Source organism: Mesorhizobium sp. B1-1-7 (genome assembly GCF_006442705.1).
Lineage (GTDB): Bacteria > Pseudomonadota > Alphaproteobacteria > Rhizobiales > Rhizobiaceae > Mesorhizobium > Mesorhizobium opportunistum.
Genome location: NZ_VFWQ01000010.1, coordinates 121,964 through 148,850 on the forward strand (window position 1 = coordinate 121,964; position 26,887 = coordinate 148,850).

24 protein-coding genes and 1 tRNA gene are annotated in these 26,887 nt (G+C 62.7%); 12 read left to right on the forward strand and 13 right to left on the reverse strand.

Features of this window, described 5'->3' with window-relative positions:
* Window positions 1-8 precede the first annotated feature (8 nt).
* The 4 genes from FJ978_RS18600 to FJ978_RS18615 all read right to left on the reverse strand — a co-directional run bounded on the left by FJ978_RS18600 (window position 9) and on the right by FJ978_RS18615 (window position 4,683).
* Window positions 9-1,037: an esterase-like activity of phytase family protein gene (locus FJ978_RS18600; RefSeq protein ID WP_140573226.1), complete on the reverse strand. Its 1,029-nt coding sequence runs from the start codon at window positions 1,035-1,037 to the stop codon at window positions 9-11.
* On the reverse strand, window positions 1,034-2,932 hold the full coding sequence (gene cobT / locus FJ978_RS18605; protein WP_140573227.1) for a cobaltochelatase subunit CobT: 1,899 nt from the start codon (window positions 2,930-2,932) through the stop codon (window positions 1,034-1,036). Before cobT ends, FJ978_RS18600 begins: the two co-directional genes overlap by 4 nt.
* An 11-nt stretch (window positions 2,933-2,943) precedes the next feature.
* Entirely contained in the window at window positions 2,944-3,930 is a 987-nt protein-coding gene (gene cobS, locus FJ978_RS18610; RefSeq protein ID WP_023763848.1) for a cobaltochelatase subunit CobS, read from the reverse strand.
* Window positions 3,931-4,053: 123 nt separating this feature from the next.
* The gene (locus FJ978_RS18615) at window positions 4,054-4,683 is read right to left on the reverse strand and encodes a J domain-containing protein (protein ID WP_013892777.1); all 630 of its coding nucleotides are present in this window, start codon (window positions 4,681-4,683) and stop codon (window positions 4,054-4,056) included.
* Between the two features lie 181 nt (window positions 4,684-4,864).
* On the opposite strand from FJ978_RS18615, the gene FJ978_RS18620 reads away from it, so the two are divergent.
* Entirely contained in the window at window positions 4,865-5,167 is a 303-nt protein-coding gene (locus tag FJ978_RS18620) for a BolA family transcriptional regulator (RefSeq protein ID WP_013892776.1), read from the forward strand.
* Between the two features lie 24 nt (window positions 5,168-5,191).
* On the opposite strand, the gene FJ978_RS18625 is transcribed toward FJ978_RS18620, so the two are convergent.
* Both FJ978_RS18625 and FJ978_RS18630 read right to left on the reverse strand, forming a co-directional pair.
* The gene (locus FJ978_RS18625) at window positions 5,192-6,745 is read right to left on the reverse strand and encodes an acetolactate synthase large subunit (RefSeq protein ID WP_140573228.1); all 1,554 of its coding nucleotides are present in this window, start codon (window positions 6,743-6,745) and stop codon (window positions 5,192-5,194) included.
* 108 nt (window positions 6,746-6,853) lie between these two features.
* Window positions 6,854-7,660, reverse strand: coding sequence for an alpha/beta hydrolase (locus FJ978_RS18630; RefSeq protein ID WP_140573229.1), 807 nt, complete (start codon window positions 7,658-7,660; stop codon window positions 6,854-6,856).
* Between the two features lie 456 nt (window positions 7,661-8,116).
* Here FJ978_RS18630 and FJ978_RS18635 point away from each other — a divergent pair, with 456 nt between their 5' ends.
* Genes FJ978_RS18635 through FJ978_RS18645 form a run of 3 tightly spaced genes read left to right on the forward strand, consistent with a single transcriptional unit; the run spans window position 8,117 to window position 12,951 of the window.
* On the forward strand, window positions 8,117-10,066 hold the full coding sequence (locus FJ978_RS18635) for a PrkA family serine protein kinase (protein WP_013892773.1): 1,950 nt from the start codon (window positions 8,117-8,119) through the stop codon (window positions 10,064-10,066).
* A 19-nt stretch (window positions 10,067-10,085) separates the two neighbouring features.
* A complete protein-coding gene (locus tag FJ978_RS18640; RefSeq protein ID WP_140573230.1) occupies window positions 10,086-11,396 on the forward strand; it encodes a YeaH/YhbH family protein in 1,311 nt (436 codons plus the stop codon).
* Between the two features lie 10 nt (window positions 11,397-11,406).
* Entirely contained in the window at window positions 11,407-12,951 is a 1,545-nt protein-coding gene (locus FJ978_RS18645; RefSeq protein WP_140573345.1) for a SpoVR family protein, read from the forward strand.
* Window positions 12,952-12,983: 32 nt separating this feature from the next.
* Here FJ978_RS18645 and FJ978_RS18650 read toward each other — a convergent pair whose 3' ends face one another.
* The 3 genes from FJ978_RS18650 to FJ978_RS18660 are packed head-to-tail and all read right to left on the reverse strand — an operon-like array spanning window position 12,984 to window position 15,626.
* Complete coding sequence (locus FJ978_RS18650) at window positions 12,984-13,880, reverse strand: HlyC/CorC family transporter (protein ID WP_140573231.1); 897 nt, start codon at window positions 13,878-13,880, stop codon at window positions 12,984-12,986.
* Between the two features lies 1 nt (window position 13,881).
* Window positions 13,882-15,018 (reverse strand): 3-dehydroquinate synthase, encoded by a 1,137-nt coding sequence (aroB, locus tag FJ978_RS18655; protein ID WP_140573232.1) that lies wholly within the window; start codon window positions 15,016-15,018, stop codon window positions 13,882-13,884.
* Window positions 15,015-15,626, reverse strand: a complete 612-nt coding sequence (locus FJ978_RS18660; RefSeq protein WP_140573233.1) for a shikimate kinase — start codon at window positions 15,624-15,626, stop codon at window positions 15,015-15,017. Before FJ978_RS18660 ends, aroB begins: the two co-directional genes overlap by 4 nt.
* A 217-nt stretch (window positions 15,627-15,843) precedes the next feature.
* Here FJ978_RS18660 and FJ978_RS18665 point away from each other — a divergent pair, with 217 nt between their 5' ends.
* From FJ978_RS18665 to FJ978_RS18685, 5 genes are all read left to right on the forward strand, one after another.
* Window positions 15,844-15,996: a histidine kinase gene (locus tag FJ978_RS18665; protein ID WP_140573346.1), complete on the forward strand. Its 153-nt coding sequence runs from the start codon at window positions 15,844-15,846 to the stop codon at window positions 15,994-15,996.
* Between the two features lie 26 nt (window positions 15,997-16,022).
* Window positions 16,023-16,940 carry a site-specific tyrosine recombinase XerD gene (locus FJ978_RS18670; protein WP_140573234.1) on the forward strand — a complete coding sequence of 306 codons (918 nt, stop codon included), beginning with the start codon at window positions 16,023-16,025 and terminating at the stop codon, window positions 16,938-16,940.
* 98 nt (window positions 16,941-17,038) lie between these two features.
* Window positions 17,039-17,989: an acetyl-CoA carboxylase carboxyltransferase subunit alpha gene (locus FJ978_RS18675; protein ID WP_013892765.1), complete on the forward strand. Its 951-nt coding sequence runs from the start codon at window positions 17,039-17,041 to the stop codon at window positions 17,987-17,989.
* A gap of 282 nt (window positions 17,990-18,271) precedes the next feature.
* Window positions 18,272-19,570 carry a murein L,D-transpeptidase family protein gene (locus FJ978_RS18680; protein ID WP_013892764.1) on the forward strand — a complete coding sequence of 433 codons (1,299 nt, stop codon included), beginning with the start codon at window positions 18,272-18,274 and terminating at the stop codon, window positions 19,568-19,570.
* A 10-nt stretch (window positions 19,571-19,580) separates the two neighbouring features.
* On the forward strand, window positions 19,581-19,823 hold the full coding sequence (locus tag FJ978_RS18685; RefSeq protein WP_140573235.1) for a sulfurtransferase TusA family protein: 243 nt from the start codon (window positions 19,581-19,583) through the stop codon (window positions 19,821-19,823).
* Window positions 19,824-19,826: 3 nt separating this feature from the next.
* Here FJ978_RS18685 and FJ978_RS18690 read toward each other — a convergent pair whose 3' ends face one another.
* Both FJ978_RS18690 and FJ978_RS18695 read right to left on the reverse strand, forming a co-directional pair.
* Window positions 19,827-20,945 (reverse strand): GTP-binding protein, encoded by a 1,119-nt coding sequence (locus tag FJ978_RS18690; RefSeq protein WP_140573236.1) that lies wholly within the window; start codon window positions 20,943-20,945, stop codon window positions 19,827-19,829.
* A 5-nt stretch (window positions 20,946-20,950) separates the two neighbouring features.
* The gene (locus tag FJ978_RS18695) at window positions 20,951-22,114 is read right to left on the reverse strand and encodes a D-alanyl-D-alanine carboxypeptidase family protein (RefSeq protein ID WP_140573237.1); all 1,164 of its coding nucleotides are present in this window, start codon (window positions 22,112-22,114) and stop codon (window positions 20,951-20,953) included.
* Between the two features lie 215 nt (window positions 22,115-22,329).
* Between FJ978_RS18695 and FJ978_RS18700 the strand changes: the two genes are divergently transcribed.
* From FJ978_RS18700 to FJ978_RS18710, 3 genes are all read left to right on the forward strand, one after another.
* The gene (locus FJ978_RS18700; RefSeq protein WP_140573238.1) at window positions 22,330-23,493 is read left to right on the forward strand and encodes a M20 aminoacylase family protein; all 1,164 of its coding nucleotides are present in this window, start codon (window positions 22,330-22,332) and stop codon (window positions 23,491-23,493) included.
* Window positions 23,494-23,611: 118 nt separating this feature from the next.
* Window positions 23,612-23,688 (forward strand) — tRNA-Arg (locus tag FJ978_RS18705).
* Between the two features lie 298 nt (window positions 23,689-23,986).
* On the forward strand, window positions 23,987-25,060 hold the full coding sequence (locus FJ978_RS18710; RefSeq protein ID WP_140573239.1) for an ABC transporter ATP-binding protein: 1,074 nt from the start codon (window positions 23,987-23,989) through the stop codon (window positions 25,058-25,060).
* Between the two features lie 64 nt (window positions 25,061-25,124).
* Here FJ978_RS18710 and FJ978_RS18715 read toward each other — a convergent pair whose 3' ends face one another.
* Entirely contained in the window at window positions 25,125-25,967 is an 843-nt protein-coding gene (locus tag FJ978_RS18715; protein WP_140573240.1) for a carbohydrate ABC transporter permease, read from the reverse strand.
* Window positions 25,964-26,848, reverse strand: a complete 885-nt coding sequence (locus tag FJ978_RS18720; RefSeq protein WP_013892756.1) for a sugar ABC transporter permease — start codon at window positions 26,846-26,848, stop codon at window positions 25,964-25,966. The genes FJ978_RS18715 and FJ978_RS18720 overlap by 4 nt, the downstream gene beginning before the upstream one ends.
* Between the last annotated feature and the right edge of the window lie 39 nt (window positions 26,849-26,887).

Sequence of the window (26,887 nt, forward strand, 5' to 3'; positions counted from 1 at the left end):
CGTCAACGTCAATCCTGGTGCAGAATAAATTCCAGATAGAGGTTGCGCTGCAGGATCGAGTGGTTGTCGTCGGAGACCAGCGACACCATCAGCGCGCCGTCATCGCGGGGCCAGACGTCGAGTCCTTCCATATTGTCGATCTGGTAGCCCATGTCGGCTTCCAGCAGCACCGGTCCGTCGGCGACGGCGCCCTTCTCGACACTCTCGCCATAGATACGCCGCAGCCGCATCTTGAGGCCGCCTGCCATCGAGAAGCTGCGCTCCAGGAGCAGCAGGTCGCCATCCGGCAGGAACGCACCGTCGGTGATGTCGAAATCACCGTTGCGCTTGACGGTGAACACGCCCTTGTGCGGCCCTTCGATGATGGCGGCATAGATGTTGCCTGATTTGTCGAGGCTCTTCTCCGACACCACCACCAGGCCGCCCTCATGCTGGCCATTGGCATTGGCATGGGTGACGGTCTCGAAACCGCGATTCTGGCGCAACTCCCAGGCTGGAATGAGGAAATCCAGCTGCTTGAACGGCGCCTTCATGTCACTCGGGTCGATCTTGAACTGGGCGACGCGATGGTTGCGTTCGAAGCCGACGGTGGCGATGCCGTCCTTGACGTCGAGCCCTTCGGCGTCGACCATCCATTTCTCGTCGATCGGCTGGCCGTTTTCATCGACCATCTGCTGCATGCGGAAATTCTGGATACCGGCCGGCCGCTTGTCGGCGTCACGAACCACTGTCCCGAAGAACCAGAAGCCGGTGTCGGCCACCCCGATGAAATCGCCGCCCGCCTTCACGAAACGGAAGGCCGACAACGCACCGAAATCGCGCGTCGGCGAGGTCATCTCCAGGCCGCCGACGAATTCGAGCGGCCCGAACTGCTTGTCGGCGCGACCGATATGAAACTGGGTGATCGGGCGGGCCGAGATCTCGACCGGCTCGACAGAGCTGGACCGGACCGGACCGGCCGGCGCCGAAGCCACGCCGGCGAGCAGGGCGATGGCAGCGAAAAGCGTCCGTCGAAAACCGCCCCGCGAAAGGATCATCCGGCGCGCCGCATGCCGCCACGCCGCGTGTCGCGCGCGCTTTCCTCGGCAAACAGCGAGGCCAATTGCTCGGTCATGGCGCCGGCCAGTTCCTCGGCATCGACGATGGTGACGGCGCGCCGATAATAGCGCGTGACGTCATGGCCGATGCCGATGGCCAAGAGTTCGACCGGCGAGCGCGTCTCGATCAGTTCGATGACGGCGCGCAGATGGCGTTCCAGATAGTTGCCCGGATTGACCGACAGCGTCGAATCGTCGACCGGCGCGCCGTCCGAGATCATCATCAGGATCTTGCGCTGCTCCGGCCGGGCGATCAGGCGGTTGTGCGCCCACAGCAGCGCCTCGCCGTCGATGTTTTCCTTGAGCAGGCCTTCGCGCATCATCAGGCCGAGATTGCGCCGTGCCCGCCGCCACGGATGGTCGGCGGATTTGTAGATGATGTGGCGCAAATCGTTGAGGCGGCCGGGGTTCGGCGGCTTGCCGTCCTTCAGCCACTTCTCGCGCGCCTGCCCGCCCTTCCACGCCCGCGTGGTGAAGCCGAGAATCTCGACCGAGACGCCGCAGCGTTCCAGCGTGCGCGCCAGGATGTCGGCGCAGGTGGCGGCGACAGTGATCGGCCGGCCGCGCATCGAGCCGGAATTATCGAGCACCAGCGTCACCACCGTGTCGCGGAATTTGGTGTCACGCTCCTGCTTGAAGGACAGCGGCTGCATCGGGTCGATGACGACGCGCACCAGGCGCGCCGGGTCTAGGTAACCCTCTTCCAGGTCGAAATCCCAGGACCGGTTCTGCTGCGCCATCAGGCGGCGCTGCAGCCGGTTGGCGAGCCGCCCGACGACGCCGGACAGATTGGCAAGCTGCTTGTCGAGGAAGGCGCGCAGCCGGTCGAGCTCTTCTTCTTCGCAAAGCTCCTCGGCCCCGACCGTCTCGTCGAAAGCGGTGGTGAAGACCTTGTAGTCGATTTCCTTCGGCAGGTTGGTGAAGGGATTGTCGTTGCGGCGCGCCTCGCCGGGCGTCTCGGCATCGGCATCGTCATCGTCGGAGAGATCGTCGGCGGTGGCGTCGGACGCTTCCGTCTCCGACGACTGCTCATCGTCGGCCGAAGCCTCGGCGTCCTCTGACTGCGACTGCTCGGAGCCGGAATCCTCTTCGCCGCCCTCCTCGCTCTGCTCCTCGCCTTGCGGCTGGTTGTCGTCATTGTCCTCGGAGTCTTCCGTCTCCTGGTCGTCGCCGAGTTCCTCGGCCATCTCCATGGAGGCGAGCATCTCGCGCACGACGCGGGCGAAGGCCTGCTGGTCGTCGAGCTTGGCCGAAAGCCCGTCGAGATCGGCCTTGGCCTTTTCCTCGACCCAGGGGCGCCAGAGCTCGACCAGCCGCTCGCCGCTCTTCGGGATCGACCTTCCGGTCAGCTTCTCGCGCACCATCAGCGCCAGCGCTTCCTCGATCGGCGCGTCGGCCTTGTCCTTGACGTCGACCAGATTGGCCTTGACGTATTTGTCCTCCAGCATCGAGCCGATATTGTCGGCGACGCCTTGCATGGCGCGGCTGCCGATCGCCTCGACACGGGCCTGCTCGACCGCGTCATAGATGGCGCGGGCCGCCTTGCCTTCCGGCGCCAGCTTGGTGTGGATGCGCTGATCGTGGCAGGCGCGCTTCAGCGCCATGGAATCGCCGAGGCCGCGGGTAATCGCAATGTCGGTCTTCGATGCCTTCTTCGGCAGTTCGGGCAGTCTCGCGCGGCTGCCGGCGAGCGCCGGCCTATCCTTGGCGAAGCCGACTTCCATTTCCTTGTCGCCGGCAATGGCGCGCATGCAGACGGTGACGGCGCGCTTGAAGCTATCGGCTTCAGACCCCGTCTTCGACTTGTTGCGCGTGTTGTCGCCCGGACCCGCCATCGAGACTCTGCTTAGCCCAGCACCACGTTGGCCGCGCTCTCCGGCAGGTCCTCGCCGAAGGCACGCTGGTAGAACTCGGCCACTACCGAGCGTTCCAGTTCGTCGCACTTGTTGAGGAAGGTCAGCCGGAACGCCATGCCTATATTGCCGAAGATCTCGGCATTCTCGGCCCAGGTGATGACGGTACGCGGGCTCATCACCGTCGACAGATCGCCGTTGATGAAGGCTGAGCGCGTCATGTCGGCGACGCGCACCATCTTGTTGACGATGTCCTTGCCTTTGCCGTCGCGATAGTGCTTGGCCTTGGCCAGCACGATGTTCACTTCATTGTCATGCGGCAGATAGTTCAGCGTGGTGACGATCGACCAGCGGTCCATCTGCGCCTGGTTGATCTGCTGCGTGCCGTGATAGAGGCCGGTGGTGTCGCCGAGACCCACCGTGTTGGCGGTCGAGAACAGCCGGAACGCCGGATGCGGACGGATGACCCGGCTCTGGTCGAGCAGCGTCAGGCGGCCCGACGATTCCAGCACGCGCTGGATGACGAACATCACGTCCGGACGGCCGGCGTCATATTCGTCGAAGCACAGCGCGACATTGTGCTGATAGGCCCAAGGCAGGATGCCGTCGCGGAATTCGGTGATCTGCAACCCGTCCTTGACGACGATGGCGTCCTTGCCGACGAGATCGATGCGGCTGACATGGCTGTCGAGGTTGACGCGCACGCAGGGCCAGTTGAGCCGGGCGGCGACCTGTTCGATATGGGTCGACTTGCCGGTGCCGTGATAGCCCGAGACCATGACGCGGCGGTTGTAGGCGAAGCCGGCAAGGATCGCCAAGGTGGTCGCCTTGTCGAACAGATAGTCCGGATCGATATCCGGCACATGTTCGCTGGTTACCGAATAGGCCGGCACCACCATCTTGGAGTCGAAGCCGAATTTGTCCTTCACCGAGACCGTCGTGTCGGGCAGGTTGGCGATGTCGCGATCGACCTTGTTCATATCTCTCAACGTCTCCACGGGCGAAACGTCCCGTTTCGCCGGCAATCGATTTTGTTCGGGGGCGGTCTTAAAGCCTTTTCCACCCTTATGAAAGTTGGAAAACGACACAAACCATTGGGTCGCTCAGCACAGGCCCGCCTGCTTGAGCACGCGATAGGCCTGCAGCACATCGCGGAACCGGTCTTCCGAACCTCTGTCGCCACCATTCGCATCCGGATGGTGGCGCTTCACCAGTTCCTTATAGCGCGCCTTGATATCCTTGCCAGTCGCCTTTGTATCAAGGCCAAGCGTTTCCAGCGCCTTGGCCTCAAGCGGCTTGGCCTTGCGCTCGCGCGCCTCACGCGGATCCTTCGGCCCCTTGAACAGATCGAACGGGTCGCGCATGCGGTTGTAGTAGCCGGCGCGGCCGGAGCGCATCTGCGCCATATCGGGCGACGAACGTGTCGAGGCGCCGTTGACGCCCATCTTCCAGGTCGGCCGGTGGCCGGTCATCGCTTCCTTCTGGAAGCGTGCGACCTCGGTGTCCGGCACGCCGGAGAAGTAGTTGAAGCCCTTGTTGTACTCGCGCACATGGTCGAAGCAGAAGCGGAAATACTCGCCCTCCTTCATCCGCCCGACCGGCGCGCGATGGGTGCCCGCCTCCTTGCAGCCGTCCCACTGGCAAATCGGCGAATGCGACTTCAGCTCCGCGTCCTTGTCGGGGCGGACGCGAATCTTCTCGAAATATTTGGGGTACGGCTTCATCTGACCCATTTATGGGGCGTTCGCAGATGCGAAACAAGAATTGACATTTTCGCGATCATCGCCCTAACCGCTGAATCGCGGCATAAAGCAGGCGAATGGCGGATTTTGTTGCGCGGTAGCGGCCCCCGTATGAACCGGTTTGCGGTTTTCACGCTGGCGCGCCGGCCATATGTGGTGAACGGAGACGACTATGTCCATACAGGCGACCATGGAAGACAAGATCAACAAGGCATTTTCGCCGGAGCGGCTGGTGATCATCAACGAAAGCCATCTTCATGCCGGCCACCATCATCACGGCTCCGACCATCACGGCGTCTATGACGGCACCGGCGAGACGCATTTTCGCGTCCGTGTCGTCGCGTCCGCCTTTGCCGGCATGAACCGCATCGACCGCCACCGCGCCGTCAACGAACTGCTCGCCGACGAATTGAAGGCCGGCGTGCACGCGCTGGCGATCGAACCGGCGGCTCCCGGCGAAAAGACCCGCTGGTAGGCCAGCCAGCCCTGTCACGGGCGCTCAGAGCACCGCTTCGATCAGGAACGGCCCCCGCCGCGACAAGGCACTGTCCAGAAGCGCATCGAACCGTTCGCAGGTCTCGGCGCGCGCGGCCTCCACGCCCATGCCTTTTGCCAGCGAGACCCAGTCCAGCGGCGGATGGTCGAGGTCGAGCATGCGCCTGGCGTTCTCGCCGATCGCCCCGACGCCGACATTCTTCATCTCGCCATGCAGGATGGCGTAGGTGCGGTTGGAAAAGACGATCGTCACCACATCGAGATTTTCCCGGGCCTGGGTCCACAGCCCCTGCACCGTGTACATGCCGCTGCCGTCTGCCTCCAGATTGATCACCTTGCGGTCGGGACAGGCGACTGCCGCCCCGGTCGCCATCGGGATGCCGCCGCCGATCGATCCGCCCGTACCCATCATGTAGTCGTGCGGCGCCGCATATGCCGACAGCGCGAAAAAGCGCCGCGCCGAGGTGACCGCTTCGTCGCAGATGATCGCATTGTCCGGCAGCTTGCGCGCCACCGACAGCGCGATGGCATCTTCGGTCAACTTGCCATTCGGCGTTGCCTCGTCCGGGAAAGCGGCCGCGAACGCCGTCTGCTGCGATGGCTTGACGCCGAGTTCCTCGCGAAGCGCTTCCAGCGCCGCATGGAGATCGTCGCCATGGGCGGCGAGCGTCAGCACCTGACAGTCTTCGCGGACCAGCCGTCCGGGTTTTCCCGGATAGGCGAAGAAGGCGACCGGCTCCTTGCCGCCGACCAGCACCAGGACGTCGATGTCCCTGAGCAGCGCCGTCGCGGCATCGACCGGATAGGGGATACGGGTCGGCGCCACGCGCCCGCGTCCGCGCTGCATCCGCGCGGTCAGGACCTCGCTGAACAGACGGACACCGCCTGCGGTGGAAATCTGGCCGGCAATGTCGAGCGCATCGGCGCGCGCGGCGCGCCCGCGCACGATCATGCCGACCCGCCCCGGAGCGGCACGGATCGCCGCGGCGATCTTGCGTACGGCGTCCATGTCGGCGGCTCGCGTCGGCGCCAGCTTCACCTTGCCGACCGGGACCGCGCCGACTTCACCCCAGGCGGCATCCGCCGGCAGGATCAGCGTCGCGACGCCCGGCGGCGTCAGCGAGGCGCGAAAGGCGGCTTCGGCTGCCGGCGCGACATCCTCAGGACCTTTGACGCGGCCGACCCAGTTCGACATCGGCGCCGCGAGGCCCTCGATATCGCTGGTGAGTGGTGCGTCGAGCGGCAAATGATAGGAGGCATGGTCGCCGACGATGTTGATCATCGGGCTCAAGGCGCGCCGGGCGTTGTGCATGTTGGCCAGGCCATTGGCCAGACCAGGCCCCGTATGCAGCAAAGTCGCGGCGGGACGGTCGGTCATGCGCGCATAGCCGTCGGCGGCACCGGTCACCACGCCCTCGAAAAGGCCGAGCACGCAACGCATTCGCGGTTTGCGGTCAAGCGCGGCGACGAAATGCATTTCGGACGTGCCAGGGTTGGCGAAACAGACCGTCACGTCATTGGCCAAAAGCACATCGCACAGGACATCGGCGCCATTCATGCAATTTTCTCCCCATCACGAAGCCAATAGCACTCGCCGATGGCCGCACGGCAATATCCCGCCGCCGCTTTTGGTCTGATCCAGTGCCGCTGACGCCTACGCTCCCCTTCAGCCGACCGTCGACTTCAGGAACGCCAGCGCGGCCGCCGTCAGCGCGTCGCCGTCTTCGCCGAAATCGCGATTGATCGACATGTGCGTATAGGCGCTGCCGTCGAACAGCGTGACCTTGGTACCGGTGGCGCGCAAGCGCTCGGCAAAGGCTTTCGACTCCTCGCCGCGACCCTCGGCGCGGGAATAGGCGATGAAGGTCGGCGGATGCTTGCCTCCGTCGACATGGCTCGCCGGCGACAATGCCGCCCATTGCGATGGATCGGAAAACACCCGGGCATAGGCCCGCACCATGCCGCCATTTTTCTCAAGCCTGGCGAGATCATAGGCCCTGGTATCGTCGAGAAGCAGCCCGGCGACGCCTGGCAGCCCGCCGCGCATTCCCGTCAGCGCAATCAGATGGCAGCCGGCCGAATGCCCCATGCCGACGATGCGCCTGGGATCGCCGCCATGCCCGGCAATATTGGCCCTGACATAGGCATAGGCCTTTTCGACATCGCTGGCCTGGGTGGCGACATCCACCTGCGGCAGCATGCGATAGTCGATGGAAACGAAGCAGAACCCATTGGCGAGCAGGAAAGCCGGCTTTGCACCCACCTGGCTGCGTTTGCCGAACTGCCAGGCCCCGCCATGGACGAAAAACACCACTGGCAGGTTTTTCGGGCCATCGGGAGCATAGATGTCAAGCTTGGCAGGCCCATAGTCGACGGTTTTTGGCGCGGGCTGGCGCAGGCGCAATGCCGCCGATGCTCCCAATGGCAACAGCGCCGTCACCGCGGCCAGAATGAGGCTTCGTCGATCGATCATCATGGTCTCCCGACCGTATCGGCCAAAGAGTGCCCGCAGGCGCCACGAGCGTCCAGTCAACGATTGGTAATACCAGAGGTACGGCTTGGCGATCGACCATCGATCCAAACTACGAGAATGACATTCGATTATCTTGGGACTCACCGCTGTCGACGAGGCCGGATCGACTGATCTTCGTCGAACTCGCATCGGGCCGTAGCTCTCGCCGTATCAGCCCGCTTCAAATGCACGGCTCTTTTTTGTTCAGTTCACGAAATCATATCTGCCCCTTGACGATCTCATCGCGCCATCACCACCTTCAGTATTGGATAAGCATTCCGGCCACACGGGGTGGCGTCCCAGGTTTCACTGCCAAATGCACGTTCTCTCCTTCATGTGAAGGGAACCACAATGCGCTCCGGCAGTTGAATATGATGAGCTAGCTGACAGCCAGAACGGCTCTGAGGGCAAAGCATCATGCGTGAGAATCAGTCCGACGTCTTCGATCTGTTTTCGGAGATTTATGCGAACGCGGCCCAGGAAGAAATCAGCCTCCAGCAGTATCTCCTTGCTTGCCGAGAGGACAAGTCGATGTATGCCTCGGCGCCTGAACGGATGGTCGAGGCAATCGGCGAACCAAACCTGGTCGACACCAGCAAGGATGAACGGCTCGGCCGCATTTTTTCGAACCGCACCGTCAAGGTCTATCCATCCTTCTCCGAGTTCTACGGGATGGAGGACACGATCGAGCGCATCGCCGGATATTTCCGCTATGCCTCCCAGGGGCTCGAGGAGCGCAAGCAGATCCTCTACCTCCTCGGCCCCGTCGGCGGCGGCAAATCCTCCCTTGCCGAACGGCTGAAGAAACTGATGGAGGAACGGCCGATCTACACGCTGAAGGCCGGCAGCCAGATCAGTCCGATTTTCGAATCGCCGCTTGGCCTTTTCCATCCCGACCGCATGGGAGACCTGCTGGAGGATAAATACGGGATAGCCCGGCGCCGTCTGAACGGACTTATCTCGCCCTGGGCGGCCAAGCGGCTCGACGAACTGTCGGGCGATATTTCCAAGTTCAGTGTCGTCAAGCTGATGCCGTCGCGGCTGCGCCAGATCGGCATTGCCAAGACAGAGCCCGGCGACGAGAACAACCAGGACGTCTCGGCCTTGGTCGGCAAGGTCGATATCAGGCAATTGGAAAATTTCAGCCAGTCCGATCCGGACGCCTATTCCTACAGCGGCGGCCTGAACCGGACCACGCAAGGCCTGCTCGAATTCGTCGAGATGTTCAAGGCGCCCATCAAGGTCCTGCACCCGCTGCTCACGGCGACCCAGGAAGGCAGCTACAACGGCACTGAGAATTTCGGCGCCTTCCCCTATCAAGGCATCATCATTGCCCATTCCAACGAATCGGAATGGCAGCAGTTCAAGAACAACAAAAACAACGAGGCCTTTCTGGACCGCATCCTCGTGGTCAAGGTGCCATATTGCCTGCGGATCACCGAAGAGAGGCATATTTACGAGAAATTGCTGCGCGAGAGCGAACTGGCCGGCAGCCCCTGCGCACCTGAAGTGCTGGACATTCTCAGCCGGTTCACCGTCTCGACTCGCCTTGCCGAGCACGACAATTCGCCGCTCTATACCAAGATGCGCGCCTATGACGGTGAAAACCTCAAGGAGGTCGATCCCAGGGCCAAGTCCGTTCAGGAGTATCGCGACGCAGCCGGCGTCGACGAGGGCATGACCGGCGTAAGCACGCGCTTCGCCTTCAAAATCCTGTCGCAGACGTTCAACTACGACACCAACGAGGTCGCGGCGGACCCGGTGCACCTGATGTACATCCTGGAAGAGGCGATCAAGCGCGAGCAGTTCCCGAAGGAAACGGAAGCCGCCTATCTCGAATTCATCAAGTCGGAGCTCGCGACCCGCTATGCCGAGTTCATCGGCCACGAAATCCAGAAGGCCTATCTGGAGTCATATAGCGAATATGGCCAGAACCTTTTCGACCGCTACATCGCCTATGCCGACGCATGGATCGAGGATCAGGACTACAAGGACCCCGATACCGGCCAGATCCTCGACCGCGAGATCCTGGACAAGGAACTGTCGCAGGTCGAAAAGCCGGCCGGCATCGCCAATCCCAAGGATTTTCGCAACGAAGTGGTCAAATTCACATTGCGCGCCCGGGCGCGCAACCATGGCCGCAATCCGTCATGGACCAGCTATGAAAAGCTGCGTGAAGTGATCGAGAAGCGGATGTTCGGACAGGTTGAAGACCTTCTGCCCGTGATCAGTTTCGGCTCCAAACAGGACAGCGTCACGGAAAAACGCCACAATGAATTCGTGCAGCGCATGGTGCAACGTGGTTACACCGAGCGGCAGGTGCGCCGGCTTGTCGACTGGTACATGCGTGTGAACAAGGCGGGTTGAGGCAGGCCCGGATGCTTCCATGCCGATCTTTATCGACAGACGCCTGAATCCGAAGGACAAAAGCCTGGGCAACCGCCAGCGGTTTCTGAAGCGCGCGCGGGAGGAACTCAAGCGAAACATCCGCGACCAGGTCCGCGCCGGCCGCATCGCCGAGGTTGACCGGGAGCATGCCGTGCCCATGCCCCGGAAAGGCACCAGCGAGCCGGTCTTCAGCGATGCCAGGGACAGCGGCCGGCGCCAGCACATCTTGCCTGGCAACAGAACTTACATTTCCGGAGATCTGATCCCCAAGCCAGGTCTGGGAGGCCTGGGCTCTTCGTCTCCGGGAAATAGCGAATCCGAAGACGATTTTCGTTTCATGTTGTCACGCGAGGAGGTTCTCGATCTTTTCTTCGAGGATCTTGAACTGCCCGATCTGGTCAAGCTCAATCTCAAGCAGATATTGACGTTCAAGCCGAAGCGGGCGGGCTTCAGCGCCAGCGGCTCGCCGACCAACATCAATGTCGGCCGCACGATGCGCAACAGCCATGGTCGCCGCATTGCGCTCCGGCGTCCCAAACAGGCGCAATTGGATGAGATCGCCCGCCAGCTTGCACTGCTCGAAGCGCAACCCCCGAACGCGGCAAGGCGCGAACGCATCGCTGCCCTGCGCGAAGAACTCGATTTGATGGAGCGTCGTCGCCGGCGAATTTCCTATGTCGACCCGGTCGACATCCGCTTCAACCGCTTCGACCCCCAGCCGCAGCCCAATGCCAGCGCCGTCATGTTTTGCCTGATGGATGTGTCGGGATCGATGGGGGAGCGCGAAAAGGATCTGGCCAAACGCTTCTTCGTGCTGCTCCACCTATTCCTGACGCGGCGTTATGAGCGGACGGACATCGTTTTCATTCGTCACACCCACGAGGCCCAGGAAGTCGACGAGCAGACGTTCTTCTACCATACCCAGAGCGGCGGCACGGTCGTTTCCACGGCGCTCGAGGAAATGCACCGCATCATTGAACAGCGCTATCCCCCGACGGAATGGAACATCTATGCCGCCCAGGCCTCCGACGGCGACAATTTCGCCACCGATTCCGAACGCTGCATCGAGCTGCTCGGCGGCAAACTGATGCGGTTGTGCCAGTATTTCGCCTATGTGGAGATCATCGACGAGCGCGAAAGCCATATTTTTGGGTCGACCGAAAATGGCACCTCGCTTTGGCGCGCCTACAGCGCCATCGAGCAGAAATGGCCGAATTTCCAGATGCGGCGCATCGCATCCCCAGCGGATATCTACCCCGTCTTTCGCGAGCTCTTCGCCAGGCAGCCGGCGATGCGTGCGAGCGCGTGAGGTATGTCGGATGGCTAGCCAAGCCGGTAAATCCAGGTTGCTTTTCTCAGGGTCCGACTGGGACTTCAAGACACTGTCGCGAGCCTATGACGAGATCGAGGCAATCGCGATCGATCAGCTTCACCTCGACACCTACCCGGTGCAGATGGAGGTTATTTCCTCGCAGCAGATGCTCGACGCCTACTCCTCGGTCGGCATGCCGCTGATGTACCGGCATTGGTCGTTCGGTAAGCATTTCCTCTACAACGAGCTTCTTTACCGCAAAGGTGGGCGCGGGCTGGCTTATGAGCTGGTCATCAATTCCGATCCCTGCATCGTCTACCTGATGGAAGAAAACACCATGGCCCTGCAAGCCTTGGTGACGGCCCATGCCGCACTCGGACACAACCATTTCTTCAAGAACAATCACCTTTTCCGCCAGTGGACGGACGCAGGCGGGATTCTGAGCTATCTGGACTTCGCGAAAGGCTACATCACCCGGTGCGAGGAGCGTTACGGTCTCGCCGCCGTGGAAGCGGTTCTCGATTCGGCTCACGCGCTGATGGAGCAAGGCGTGTTCCGATACCACCGGCCGCCGAAACTCTCGTCGGAACAGCAACGCGAAGGCCTTCGCGAACGTCTCGAATACGAGGAGCGCTCCTACAATGATCTGTGGCGGACTCTGCCTCCGGTGCAGGACGCCGACAAGGCCGAAGCCGGGGAAGAAGTCTTGGCTGAACGGAAAAAATCGCTGAGCCTGCCCGAGGAGAACCTGCTCTATTTCCTGGAAAAGAACAGCCTCGTCCTGGAACCTTGGCAACGCGAGATCCTCCGCATTGTCCGGGTCATCGCACAGTATTTTTACCCGCAGCGGCAAACCCAGGTCATGAATGAGGGGTGCGCCACTTTCGTCCATTATACCTTGATGAACATGTTGTTCGACCGTGGCCGGATCAATGAAGGCACCATGCTCGAAATCCTGCGCAACCACTCGAACGTGATCTTCCAGCCTTCCTTCGACGACCCGCGGTTTTCCGGCATCAACCCCTATGCCCTCGGCCTTGACATGATGCAGGACATCCAGCGCATCTCGACCGAGCCGACGGCGGAAGACCGCGACTGGTTTCCCGACATTGCCGGCCGCGGCGACTGGCTCGAAACCTTGCTCGACGCCTGGGCCAATCACCGGGACGAATCCTTTATTCGCCAATATCTCAGTCCGACCCTGATCCGGAAATGGCGACTCTTCGTGCTGGCCGACGGCTCCGACCGACCGCACTACGAAGTCGCATCGATCCACGACGAGCGGGGCTACAGCAAGATACGGGCCGCGCTGGCCCAAAACTATGATTGGGGCGCAAACCGGCCCGACATCCAGATCGTGGACGTGGACTTGCTCGGCGACCGGCATTTGCGACTTCAGCACAAGGTGAAGGACGGCATCCTGCTCGACAATGAGAGCCGCGACGCAACACTTCGCCACATCCGAAGCCTTTGGGGCTATGAGGTCAGCCTGGCGTCGGTCGATGCGGAAACAGACGCAACGCTTAGCGAACGCTGGACCAAGGACTGCTGAGCGCCGGACGGATCCGTTTCAGCGCGACGCGCTTAAGCGTCGGCGGCCGGCCTGATCCTCAACCGGGCAATCCGGTTCTTGTCGCGTTTCATCACGGTGAAGCGCTTGCCGTGGAAGGTGAAAGCCTGTTTTTCCTCGGGGATCGACTGCGTCTCGTGAATGACGAGGCCGGCAATGGTGGTCGCCTCCTCGTCGGGCAGGTTCCAGTCGAGCGCCCGGTTCAGGTCGCGAATCGGCACCGTGCCCTCGACGACGACGGAACCGTCGGCTTCCTGCTTGACGCCATGGATGTCGACATCATGCTCGTCGGCGATCTCGCCGACGATCTCCTCGATGATATCCTCCAGCGTCACCAGCCCTTCGACCTCGCCATATTCGTCAACGACGACGGCAAAATGCGCCTTGCGGCGCAGGAAGGCGTTGAGCTGTTCCTGCAACGTCGTGGTGTCCGGCACAAACCAGGGTTTCGAGGCGATCTTCATCACGTCGATCTTGGAAAAGTCGTTGCCGACTTCGTTCAACGCGCGCAGCAGGTCCTTGGCGTGCAGCACCCCGACGATGTTGTCGAGCGAGCCCTTCCACAACGGCATGCGCGTGTGCGGGCTCTGCAGGATCTCGCGCACCACCGCTTCCGGCGCATTGTCGGCATTGACCGAGCGCATGTTGGTGCGGTGCACCATGACATCGGAGACTTCGAGCTCCTCGAGATCGAACAGGCCGCCAATGCGATCACGATCCTCGCGCACCACCTGACCGTCGCGGCGGAAATCGTCGACCGCACCGCGCAACTCGTCCTGGCTCGAGCGCTGCGGCTCGATGCGCGACAGCTCGTAGCCGAACATGGCAAGCAGGCGCGTGCGCACGGCAACGATCAGCAGGATGAGGATTGCAAGGACGGCGACGACGCCCCAGCCCGTCTCGTTACTCATCTCAGCCGGCTTTCCCGTTGGCCGGGTGGTTCTCCCGGAGGAACGACAGCACTTCCGAAGCCGGCACGTCCTTGGCGATGAAGGCCTGGCCGACGCCGCGCGTCAGGATGAAGGTCAGCGCGCCGCGCGACACCTTCTTGTCCTGGGTGATGAAGGCCAGCAGTGCCTCGGCGTCGGGCAGATCGCCAGGAATGTCGGCCATGCGCCACGGCAGCCCAACGGCGCGCAGATGGGTCTCGACGCGCGCCGCGTCGTCGGGGCTGGCCAGATTGAGGCGCGAGGAGAACCGGTGCGCCAGCGCCATGCCGATGGCGACCCCCTCGCCATGGACGAGGCGGGCGCCGTCATACTGCGTGGCGGCTTCCAGCGCGTGGCCGAACGTGTGGCCGAGATTGAGCAGCGCCCGGTCGCCGGTCTCGAACTCGTCGCGGGCGACGACGTCGGCCTTGGCGCGGCAGGCCTCGGCAATCGCCTGCGCCCTCTCCGGGCCGCCGGCGAACACCTGCCTCCAGTTTTCTTCCAGCCAGGCGAAGAATTGCGGCCGGTCGATCAGCCCGTATTTGGCGAGCTCGGCATAGCCGGCGCGGAATTCGCGGATCGGCAGCGTGTCGAGCACTTCGGTGTCGGCCAGCACCAGCTTCGGCTGATGGAAAACACCGACGAGGTTCTTGCCGCGTGGACTGTTGATGCCGGTCTTGCCGCCGACGGAGGAATCGACCTGGGCCAGCAGCGAGGTCGGGATCTGCACGAAATTCATGCCGCGCCGCACGATGCCGGCGGCAAAGCCGGCAAGGTCGCCGATGACGCCGCCGCCCAAGGCGATGACGATGTCGCCGCGCTCCAGCCTGGCGGCCAGCACGCCGTCGACCACCTCTTCGAGATGGACAAAACTCTTGGTCTTCTCGCCGGGCGGCAATGTGATGACGGCGGGCTGGATGCCGCCCTTTTCGAGCCCGGTCTTCAGCGCCTCGAGATGCACCGCCGCGACATTGGCGTCGGTGATGACGGCCGCGCGCGTGCCCGGCAGCCGGCGCGAGATCTCCTCACCCGCGCGGGACAGCAACCCTGAGCCGATGAGTATGTCGTAGGCCCGGTCGCCAAGCCCGACTTCGACGGTGACAGGCTGATCCACGCTCACGATTCGACCTCGCCTGTCGCGGCATTTTCCTCGATGCCGAAATGCCGGCAGAGCGCCTCCAGCACCTCGGCGGCGATGATTTCCTTGCGGTCGTCGCGGGTCGGCACGGTGACATCAGCGGTTGCGTAGACCGGATAGCGCTCGCCCATCAGCCGCTCCAGCACGGCACGGGGATCGGCGCTCTTCAACAGCGGCCGGTTCTGCTTCTTGGAGACGCGTTCCATCAAGAGGTCGAGCTCGGCCTTCAGCCACACCGACACGCCATGCGTGGCGACGGCCTCGCGCATCTGTGCGTTCATGAAGGCGCCGCCGCCCGTGGAGAGCACCTGGGGGCCATTTTCCAGCACGCGCAGGATGACACGCTGTTCCAGCGCCCTGAACTCGGTTTCGCCATAGCGCTCGAACAGCTCCGGCACGGTCATGCGCGAGACGCTTTCGATCTCCTGGTCGCTGTCGATGAAGGGCAGCGAAAGCATCGTCGCCACCTTGCGGCCGATCGCCGTCTTGCCGGCGCCCATCAGCCCGACAAAGACGATGGACCGGCTGCCCAGCCGGTTAACCAGCGCGGCGCTGGTCTCGCCTGGAGGATTTGCGTGTAGCGCGTTCATGACACCATGACGGTTCTGGGGCCCTCTTTGCCGGCGTATCGACATGAAAAGCCCGTTTGCGTCAAGCATGCCGAGTAGAGGCAAGCCTATATCGGCCAAGGAATGCCTGCATCAGAAGTTGCTAACAAGCCTCCGCTTCGTCCTTGAATTGGCCGGATTGGCGTCCCATAAGGGCACAGGGTTTGGAAACGCAGAACAAGAAGACGGGCGAAGATTGATGCCGACACTGTTTCGCTTTGTCGTGACCGTCGCGATTCTGGCCGGCATTGCCTATGGTACGATGTTCGCGCTGGTGATGTTCGTCGAACCGAAAAAAGCGGAGATGAGCGTGCGCATCCCGTTGGAAAAGCTGAATCCCAAAAAGAACTGAATCCCAAGAAGAACTGATCCTCAAGGATGAACAGCGCCGCCCGCATCGAGGCTTTCCTGGAAATGATGAGCGCCGAGCGTGGTGCTGCCGAGAACACGCTTTCCTCCTATCGCCGCGATCTCGAAGACGCTTCGAACGGGATCGATGGCGGGCTTGCCGGTGCGGCGGCCGCCGACATCCGCGCCTATCTCGACGACATCGCCGTCCGCGGCTTCGCGCCGACGTCACAGGCGCGCAAATTGTCTGCGATCCGTCAGTTCTTCAAGTTTCTCTACGCCGAGGGCCTGCGCGGCGACGACCCGACCGGCACGCTGGACAGCCCGAAAAAGGGACGGCCGCTGCCCAAGACGATGTCCGAGGCCGACACCGGCAGGCTGATCGACCGCGCCGCCACCGAAGCCGGCGACGCCGGGCTCGGCCATGCTGACAGGCTGGCGGCCCTGCGCCTGCATGCGCTGGTCGAGGTGCTGTACGCCACGGGTCTGCGCGTTTCCGAACTGGTCGGCCTGCCGGTGACGGTGGCGCAGCGCGACGACCGCTTCTTCATGGTGCGCGGCAAGGGCGACAAGGAACGCATGGTGCCGCTGTCGGCCAAGGCGCGCGCGGCGATGCGAACCTGGCTTGCCGCCCGGGCCGGAGTGCCCGCCTTCGCAGAAAGCCCGTTCCTGTTTCCGGCCGCCTCCGACAGCGGCTATCTTTCCCGCCAGGTCTTTGCCCGCGATCTGAAAGGGCTGGCGGCGCGGGCCGGCATCGCCTCGGCCAAGATTTCACCACACGTGCTGCGCCATGCCTTTGCCAGCCATCTCCTGCAGAACGGCGCCGATCTCAGGGCCGTGCAGCAGTTGCTTGGCCATGCCGACATATCGACGACACAGATTTACACCCATGTGCTGGAGGAGCGGCTGGTGCGGCTGGTCAACGATCATCATCCGCTTGCCGACTAGGCCTCATATCGCTATGTGAGGACGACATTTCACCGCCCGGGGCCTTGGATTAAACGGTTCCGCAGTCATTGCCTTCCGACGTATCGGTCCGCTCACGCATGTACAATTACCTCGATTTCGAAAAGCCGGTGCAGGATCTTGAGCTCAAGATCCTCGAGCTGAAGAAGCTTGCCGAGAATGGCGAGGCGGTCGATGTCGCCGACGAGATCACCAGGCTGGAGAAGCGGTCGCGCGACGCGCTGCGCGATCTCTACAAGGCGCTGACGCCTTGGCAGAAAGTGCAGGTGGCGCGCCACTCCGACAGGCCGCACTGCGTCGACTACATCAAGGGCCTGTTCAGCGATTTCACGCCGCTCGCCGGCGACCGCAATTTCGGTGAGGACCAGGCGATCGTCGGCGGTTTCGCCCGCTTCCGCGGCGAGCCCATCGCGATCATCGGCCAGGAGAAGGGTTCGGATACGACCAGCCGGCTGAAGCACAATTTCGGTTCGGTGCGCCCTGAAGGCTATCGCAAGGCGGTGCGGCTGATGGAGCTTGCCGACCGCTTCAAGATCCCGCTCCTGACCCTGGTCGACACGGCGGGTGCCTATCCCGGCGTCGGCGCCGAGGAGCGGGGCCAGGCGGAAGCCATCGCCCGCTCTACCTCGGCCTGCCTTGCGCTCAAGGTGCCGTCGATTTCGGTGGTCATCGGCGAAGGCGGTTCTGGCGGCGCCATCGCGATCGCCACCGCCAACCGTGTCTACATGCTCGAACACGCCATCTATTCGGTGATTTCGCCGGAGGGCGCGGCCTCGATCCTGTGGCGCGACACCACCCGCTCCAAGGACGCGGCGACCAACATGAAGATCACCGCGCAGGATCTTTTGGAATTGAAGATCATCGACGCCATCATCCCCGAGCCGATGGGCGGCGCCCAGCGCGCGCCCGAGACGGTGATTGCCGCGACCGGCGACCTCATTGCCAAGACGATGAAGGACTTTGCCGGCGCCAACACCGATTTCCGCGAGCAGCGCCGCGAGAAATACCTGGCGATGGGGCGCAGCCTCTGACCCGCTGACGTCGGAACGAGGTCATCGGAAGCGGCTTGCCCACCGCAATGTGGCGTCAATGAGCAATTTCGCCACAAAAATGCCGCCGCATTCGGGTCAATGAAGTTGCAACGAAGGGTTGGGAAGTTGCCACGAAGGCTCGGGAAATTGCCGCGAAGGGGTTGACCGACGCTTGCGGTAAGGAATTTTCAAGGTTAACGGGCTTACGGTCCGTCGGTGTTCAGCATGTGGGCTCGGCCGTTTCGAAGCCATTGGCCCGAGGGAAAAGACATAGCCGTATCCATGTTTGCCAAGCTCGCCCGTACCGGAGTCCTCGTCGCCTCGATCGCTATCGCCGGCTGCAATGATTCGTCGATGAAGGACTTTGCCCCGGAGGCCAACAAGCCGCTGCCGGACAAGATCCTGGCCGACATGAAGGCCAAGGGCATGGTGCGCACCTCCTCGGTGATGGCACGTATCTTCAAGGAAGAAGGCAAGCTCGAAATCTGGAAGGCCAAGACCAACGGCCGTTACGACATGGTCGCCAGCTACGACATCTGCAAATGGTCGGGCAAGCTCGGTCCGAAATACACCGAGGGCGATCGCCAGGCGCCGGAAGGCTTCTACACGGTTCGCCCGTCGCAGATGAACCCGCGCTCGAACTACCATCTGTCCTTCAACATCGGCTTTCCCAACGCCTATGACCGTGCCAACGGCCGCACCGGCCAGAACCTGATGGTGCACGGCGCCTGCTCGTCCTCGGGCTGCTATTCGATGACCGACGCGCAGATCGAGCAGATCTATGCCTTCGGCCGCGACGCCTTCCAGGGCGGGCAGACCGAGTTTCAGGTCGAGGCCTTTCCGTTCCGCATGACCGCCGCCAACATGGCGCGCTATCGCAACGACCCGAACTACGAGTTCTGGAAGATGCTGAAGGTCGGCTACGACAATTTCGAGATCACCAAGGTGCCGCCGAAGGTCGACGTCTGCGAAAAGCGCTACGTCTTCAACCAGGTCGCCCCCGACGGCCAGACATTCGATCCGACCGGACCGTGCCCGGCGACCACGCAGCCGGATTCGCTGAAGAGCGCCTACAACGCCTATCAGAGCACCTATGACGCGGCGTTCACCGGCGCGCTCAAGGCCAGCGTGCCGCCGCCCAGGCCGACCATCGCCGGCATCAAGGAAGCCAGCATCGTCTCCGACTGGTCGAAGCGCCGGGCGCGCGGCGAGCGCGTGCCGATCGACCCGCCTTCGCTCAATTCCAATGGCACGGTGACCGAGACGACGCGCATGGGCCGCATCGATTCGCCGACCGGCCGCAAGATGGCTGCACTCGACGCCGAGAAAGCCGCCAAGCAGAAGGCCGAGGAGCAGAGGCTGGCTGCGATAGAGGCTGCCAAGCAGGCCAAGGAAGCCGCCAAGGCACAGGCGCTCGCCGAGAAGGAAGCGGCCAAGGCCGCCAAGGAGGCGCCTGCCGCCACCGCCACCATAGCCGCCCCGACCGAGGCCGCGCCGGAAGCCGAAACGCAGGCCGCCAATGCCGATGAGAGCCGGGTTACCAAGCTCAAGAACAAGCTGCTCGGCATGTTCGGCGGCTGAGGTTCTATCCTTGGCCGGACGCACCGCGATCTATGATCTCAAGGGGCTGAATTGTCCCCTACCCGTGCTTAAAGCGAAAAAACGTCTTGCCGGCATGCCGCCGGGCAGCAGGCTTTGGCTCGAGACCACCGATCCGCTCGCCGTCATCGACATTCCCGCTTTCTGTTCCGACGCCGGCCATCAGTTGATCGAAACGGCGGCTGTCGTGGGCGGCCACCGTTTTCTGGTCGAACGCGGCGCGCAGGGATCATAGCGTTTACCGCCCGGCAATCGCCAGCGGATTGTTTTCCAGCGCCGAGCGGTCGGGCGTGTCGATCGAGGGCCGGTTGGTGAAGGCGGCGAACAGCCGGCGCACATAGTCTTCCGGCATGTCGAGCGTGATCAGCACCAGCCGCGTGCCACGTTGGCTGTCCGGCCAGGAGGGCAACTGCACCGGCGGATGCAGGATCTTCTGCACGCCATGCACGACCAGCGGCCGCGACGGATCTTCCTGCAATTCGATGACGCCCTTCATGCGCAAGAGGTGTTCGCCATGCGTCGAGCGCAGAAGGTCGAGAAACATTTCGATGGCCGAAAACGGCACCGGACCATCATGCACCAGTGAATAGGAGCGCACGCGCTGGTCGTGCCGGTGACCATGATCGTGCCCTTCATGGTGATCGTGCCCGTCATGGTGATGGTCATGATGGTGGTGATCGTGCGCCGCTTCCTCGCCGAGCCAGCGCCGCACGTCCGCGGATTTGGTGGCTGGATTGTAGAGGCCGCAGTCGAACAGCGCCGCCACGCCCGTCCCCGTATCGCCGGCATCGAGCAGTTCGGCACCCGGATTGATCTGCCGCAGGCGCGCCCGCAGCATTTCGAGTTCTACGGGGCCGGTAACCAGGTCGGCCTTGCTCAGCACGATGCGGTCGGCGACCGCGACCTGCTTGACCGCCTCGACATGGGCATCGAGCGTGGCGTCGCCATTGACCGCATCGACCAGCGTGATGACGCCGTCGAGCCGGAAAGCCTGGACCAGCGCCGGATGCGCCATGATCGATTGCAGCACGGGCGCCGGATCGGCGAGACCAGTGGTCTCGACGATGACGCGGGCAAGGCGTGCGATGCGCCCGGTCTGCAGCCGGTCGACCAGGTCGGCCAGCGTATCGACCAGTTCGCCGCGCACCGTGCAGCACAGGCAGCCATCGGAAAGCTGGATGATGCCGTCGGAGGCCTGCTCGACAAGCAGATGGTCGATCGCCACCTCGCCGAACTCGTTGATGATAACCGCCGTGTCGGCCAGCGCCGGATCCTTCAGCAGCCGGTTGAGCAGGGTCGTCTTGCCGGCGCCGAGGAAGCCGGTCAGCACCGAGACGGGTATCGGGAAGCTCGCCATTGCGGTCAGTTCGCGGTCTTGGCGGGCCGGTCACCTTGCGCGTCGGCGCCTGCTACCTTGGGACCGGTGCCCGCGGGCTGGGGTTTGTCCGGCCGCCAGGTCGGGATCGGCACGTCGGCATATTCCTGGCCGCCCTGGTCGAGCATCGCCTTCGGCGCCGGGCCGGTGGCGCCGCCAAGACCGACGGCAACCAGCGTCGGCACATGGTCGAGCTTTACCTGGTAGGGCGATTTCGGCACGTCCTTGGCCAAGGCGGGCGGCGCTTCGGATTGCTCCTCGGGCGTCTTCTTCCTGCAGACCTCGTCATGCATGTCGTTGGGCGAGACCGTATCGCCGTAGGGCGCCAGCGTGGCGACGGTGGCCGAGCCGGCGGCGGGCGCGCCAAAACCTTGGTCGAGCAGTCTGGCCGCGGCCTCGGCACGGCTGACCGCCGACCTCTCGCCAAGCACCACCGCCACCAGCGAGCGCCCGTTGCGCGTCGCCGAACCGATCATGTTGAAGCCGGAAGGGCAGACAAAGCCGGTCTTCATGCCGTCGGCGCCGGGATAGCGGCCGATCAAGAGATTGTAGTTCGGGATCGCCTTCTTGCCGACCGCGAGCCCCTCGATCGAGAACCATGGCGCATATTGCGGAAATTCCCGGCGTATCGCCATCACCAGCACGGCAAGGTCGCGCGCCGTGGTGTACTGGTCCGGCGAATAAAGGCCGTTCGGATTGACGAAATGGGTGCCGTTCATGCCGAGCCGGACTGCTTCGGCGTTCATTCGTTCGGCAAAGGCCGCTTGCGAGCCGCCGATATTCTCACCGACCGCCATGGCGATGTCGTTGGCCGATTTGACCAGCATCATCTTCAGCGCATTGTCGAGCCGCATCACCGAACCCGGCTTGAAGCCCATCTTGCTTGGCGGCTCCGCGGCCGAGTGTTTCGTCACCTTGATCGGCGAATCGAGCTGGACTTCGCCGGCCGCGATCGCCCGGAAGGTCACGTAGGCGGTCATCAGCTTGCTCAGCGAGGCCGGGTACCAGCGCTTGAAGGCATCCTGATGCTGCAGGATCTGCCCGCTCTTGAGGTCGAAGACAACCACCGGATTGGCCAGCGTCGGCCCAGCCAGGACCGACAGCATGGTTGCGCCAGCCGAGAATAGTTTGAGGAAATGCCTGTGCCGCATGATCAAATCCGAAATCGCCTCTTGCCGTAGTCGCCCCTGGCTCCGTAAGATTTCGTTACGTGACCGGCAGCATAACGAGTCCGCCCCTCAAAAACGGACCGCATCGTTGCGGTGTTATTTACCCTATGTGACGCCAACATGGCAAAAGTGCCTGACGATCACAATTGAAAGGCAGCGGGCCAGCCCGCCTGCTCCAACAGCGAGATGGAACCACCATGCCAATCCTGAACCGAGCCGCCGAGATGCAGGACGAAGTCGCCGGCTGGCGCCAACACCTGCACCAGACGCCAGAACTGAACTTCGACGTCTTCAAGACCGCCGCCTTCGTGACCGAGAAGCTGAAGGAGTTCGGCTGCGACGACGTGGTGACCGGCCTCGGCAAGACCGGCGTCGTTGGCATCATTCGTGGCCGCCAGGGCGACGGCGCCACCATCGGCCTGCGCGCCGACATGGATGCGCTGCCGCTCAACGAGATCACCGGCAAGCCTTACGCTTCGACCGTTCCCGGCAAGATGCACGCCTGCGGTCATGACGGCCACACGGCGATGCTTCTGGGCGCGGCGAAATATCTCGCCGAAACACGCAATTTCGCGGGCTCCGTGGCGGTGATCTTCCAGCCGGCCGAGGAAGGCGGCGGCGGCGGCAACGAGATGGTCAAGGACGGCATGATGGAGCGCTTCGACATCTCCAAGGTGTTCGGCATGCACAACATGCCGGGCCTGCCTGTCGGCCAGTTCGCGATCCGGCCGGGCCCGATCATGGCGGCGACGGCCGAATTCACCATCACCGTGAAGGGCCGCGGCGGCCACGCCGCCATGCCGCACGGCACGATCGACCCGATCGTCATCACCAGCCACCTGGTCGGCGCGCTGCAGACCATCGCTTCGCGCAGCACCGATCCGGTCGAGGCGGTGGTGGTGTCGGTGACCAAGTTCCATGCCGGCGATGCCTACAACATCATTCCGGAATCGGCCGAGATCGCCGGCACGGTGCGCACCTTGCGCAAGGAAATCGCCAAGAAATCCGAAGAGCGCATCCGCACCATCTGCGAAGGGCTGGCGATCGCCTTCGGCGCCAAGATCGAGGTCGACTACCAGGCCAATTACCCAGTGACCTTCAACCACGCGGAAGAGACGGTGTTCGCCAGCGACATCGCGGCCAACGTCGCCGGCGACGCCCATGTCCACCGCGGCATCCAGCCGGTGATGGGCGGCGAGGACTTCTCCTACATGCTGGAAGCCCGCCCCGGAGCCTTCATCTTCATCGGCAATGGCGACACCGCCGGCCTCCACAACCCGGCCTATGATTTCAACGACGAGGCCATCCCGCACGGCATGAGCTACTGGGTGAAACTGGCCGAAACCGCGCTGGCCGCCTGAGGCGCGCGGTGACGAACGATGACAAGAGGCCGCCGAATTGCCTTCGGCCGGCCTCTTTAATTGCCTTCGGCCAGCCTCTTGGCGAAACGATCCGAAGCGGCTATGTGTCGGGCCGCGTGGTCCCGTAGCTCAGTAGGATAGAGCGGCAGATTCCTAATCTGTAGGTCACAGGTTCGATTCCTGTCGGGATCACCATGCATTTCAAGGATTTAGCGAGAAATCTGCCGCATTTTCCTGAGAAATTTTGAGAGACTTAGTACGGCAAATTTCGCTGACTTTTATGATTTGGATGGACGCCGTCTTTTTCAAGAGAACAATCCGTCTGCCTGTGGGTCGTGTTTGGGGCCTGCAGATGGTCGGCTTTTTGGCAAGGTAGCTTGGAAAGCAGCTGTTCCGGGGACCAGAGATAAGGGCGCTCATTGTGCCATAGCCCCCCACGTTCCTTGACATCGGGTATTTATCCGAAATTATGGAGGAAACAAGGATCGCAAGCATGACGGGAATCGCGCTGTCGGGCGTATCAAAGCACTTTGGCGCAGTCGAAGTGATCCGCGGCGTCAGCCTGGACATTGAACCAGGAGAGCTGGTCGTGTTTCTCGGTCCGTCCGGTTCTGGCAAGACGACGCTGTTGCGGATGATCGCCGGCCTCGAAAGCATTGACGAGGGCACGCTGACGATCGACGGGGTGCGCTCGGAGAACCTGGCGCCGGGCAGGCGCAACGTTGCGATGGTCTTCCAGAACTATGCGCTTTATCCACATATGACAGTCGCGGAGAACATGGCCTTTGGGCTGAGGAACATTCGTGTCGCGCCGGATGTCATACGCCAGCGGATCGCTGAGGCTGCGCGCATCCTGGAGATCGAAGCGCTGCTCAATCGGCGGCCGTCGCAGCTCTCCGGCGGGCAGCGCCAGCGCGTGGCCATCGGGCGGGCAATCGTCAAGGAGCCCAAGGCATTCCTGTTCGACGAGCCGCTCTCCAATCTGGACGCGGCGCTTCGGGCCCGTACGCGCGTCGAGCTTGCCGAGCTGCATCAACGTTTGAAGTCGACGATGATCTACGTCACCCACGACCAGGTGGAAGCGATGACCCTCGCCGACCGTATTGTGATCCTCAACGACTGCCGGATAGAGCAGATGGGAAGACCCGACGAGGTCTATGCACGTCCGGCATCGCGCTTCGTCGCGACCTTCGTCGGATCTCCGGCGATGAACATTCTGCCCGTTACGGTTTCGGGCTCAGGCGACAGGCTCAATGCGCGCTTGACGGATGGATCGCTCGTCGAACTTCCTGGCGCGCCGTCCAACATGGATTGGCGCGAACTGGGAGTGCGGCCGGAATCGCTGACTGTCGTCTCCGACGGCGAAGATACATCCGCCACGGCCACCGTTGTCGAGCGCCTTGGCGAGCGAACGCTCGTCTATGCGCGGCTCGCCGATGGGACGCAGGTTACGGCACAAGATCGCGGGCTCTCGAGCGTCAAGCCGGGCGACACCGTTCGGCTGAAGTTCGACATCTCCGCCCTGCATCTCTTCGCCGCGGACGGATCGACCTGGCACGCACGCTGACCCGGCCTGAATTCGCCGAGCAGGGTCATGCCCTCTGGCATTGCGGTTCGCTTGCGGGCCGAGGCTACCCCTTGATACCTGCCGAGAGCGTTATCGCTTCGGTTACCCGGCGCTGGAAGAAGAGGTAGGCCAGTGCCACCGGTAGGCCGGCCAGCACAGCTGCCGACAGCTGGCGCGCGTAGTAGACGCCGAAGGCGTCATTGACCTGCGTGATGCCGACGGTGATCGTCATCATCTCGGTGCGGGTCACAGAGAGGAACGGCCACAAAAACGCGTTCCACGTCCAGATGAAACAGACGATCGACAGCGCCGTCGTTACCCCCCAGTTCATGGGCACGTAGATTTTGAACAGGATCCCGAATTCAGACGCATTGTCCATGACCGCGGCCTCGCGGAAGTCCTTCGGGACCTGATCGAAGAACTGCTTGTAGACGATGATGATGACGGGGTGGATAAGCTGCGGCAACATGATTCCGGCCCAGGTGTTGAGCAGGCCAAGGTTGGCGACCAGCACGAAATGATTGATGATCAGCGCCGAAATTGGGACCATGAAGGAGGCGAGTATCAACCACCATAGCGCGATCCGCCCCGGGAACCGCAACTGCGAGATCGCGTAGCCGCACAGCATCGAGATGAAGATGGTGATGGCCGTTACGCCGACCGCGACCGCCACCGAATTGACGTACCAGGTGCCGATCTGCGTGGTGGTCAGGGCGTCAATATAGTTCTCCAGCGTCGGCGTCTCGGGCCAGAGTTCGATGTAGGGCCGGACGACTTCGTCGTCCGGTTTGAGCGATGAGATCACGCCCCAATAGAGCGGAAACGCCCACAGGATGGCCCAGGCGAGCGTCGTTGCCGTAATTACCCCGCCCCAAAAATTCCAGCGCCGCGCAGCCATGGCGTTCATCGGCGCCGCCTTTCGGCGAACCGGAGCAGCTGGAATTGCAGGACCGAGACGACGACCACAAGCACGAAGAGGGTGACGGCGACAGCCGCCGCCCTGCCTCCCTGGTTCTGCTGGAAAGCCTTCTGGAAGACGTAGTAGACGAGCACCATATTGTCGTTCGGCCGGCCGCCGATCGAGAACAGATAGACCTGATCGAAGATCTTGAGCTGCAGGATGAGCTGGATGGTCAATACCAGCGAGGTGATCGGCCAAAGCAGTGGCCAGGTGATACGCCGAAACGTGGTCCATCGCGTCGAGTTGTCGAGCGCGGCGGCTTCGTAGATCTCCGCTGGTATGGACCGCAGTCCGGCGAGGAAGAGGAGGATCGAGAAGCCCGCGGTCCACCAGATCGTCACCCCGGCCACCGCCGGCAAGAACCAGGCGCGCGACTTAAAGACCGGTACTCGCGCGATTCCCAGCCAGTCCAGCACATGCATCGCGATCCCGAACTGGAAATTCAATGTCCAGTCCCAGATCAGATAGACCACGGATACCGGTAGGATGTAGGGCAGGAAGAACAACGCCAGCACACCCGCCTGGAACCGGCCCTTGAGGCGTGACACGCCAAGCGCGATCAAAAGGGCGACGAGTGTTCCCGGGACGACCGTCATCAGCACGAAGTAAGCAGTGTTCCAGACCGCGCGCCGGAACATCGGGTCATTGTCGAGCCGCAGGTAGTTGTCGAGACCAACCCACTGACCCGCACCGATCAGCGGCGCATCGGTGAAGGAGATGCGGAACATCTGAACCGTCGGATAGACGAACGCCAGCAAGTAGATCGCCAGGAAGGGAGCGACCAGCACCAGCGCGACAAGACGTTCAGTGCGGGAGTTGCGAAGCATGGCTCTTCCTCAAACATGGCTGGGACCAACCTGGGCAGG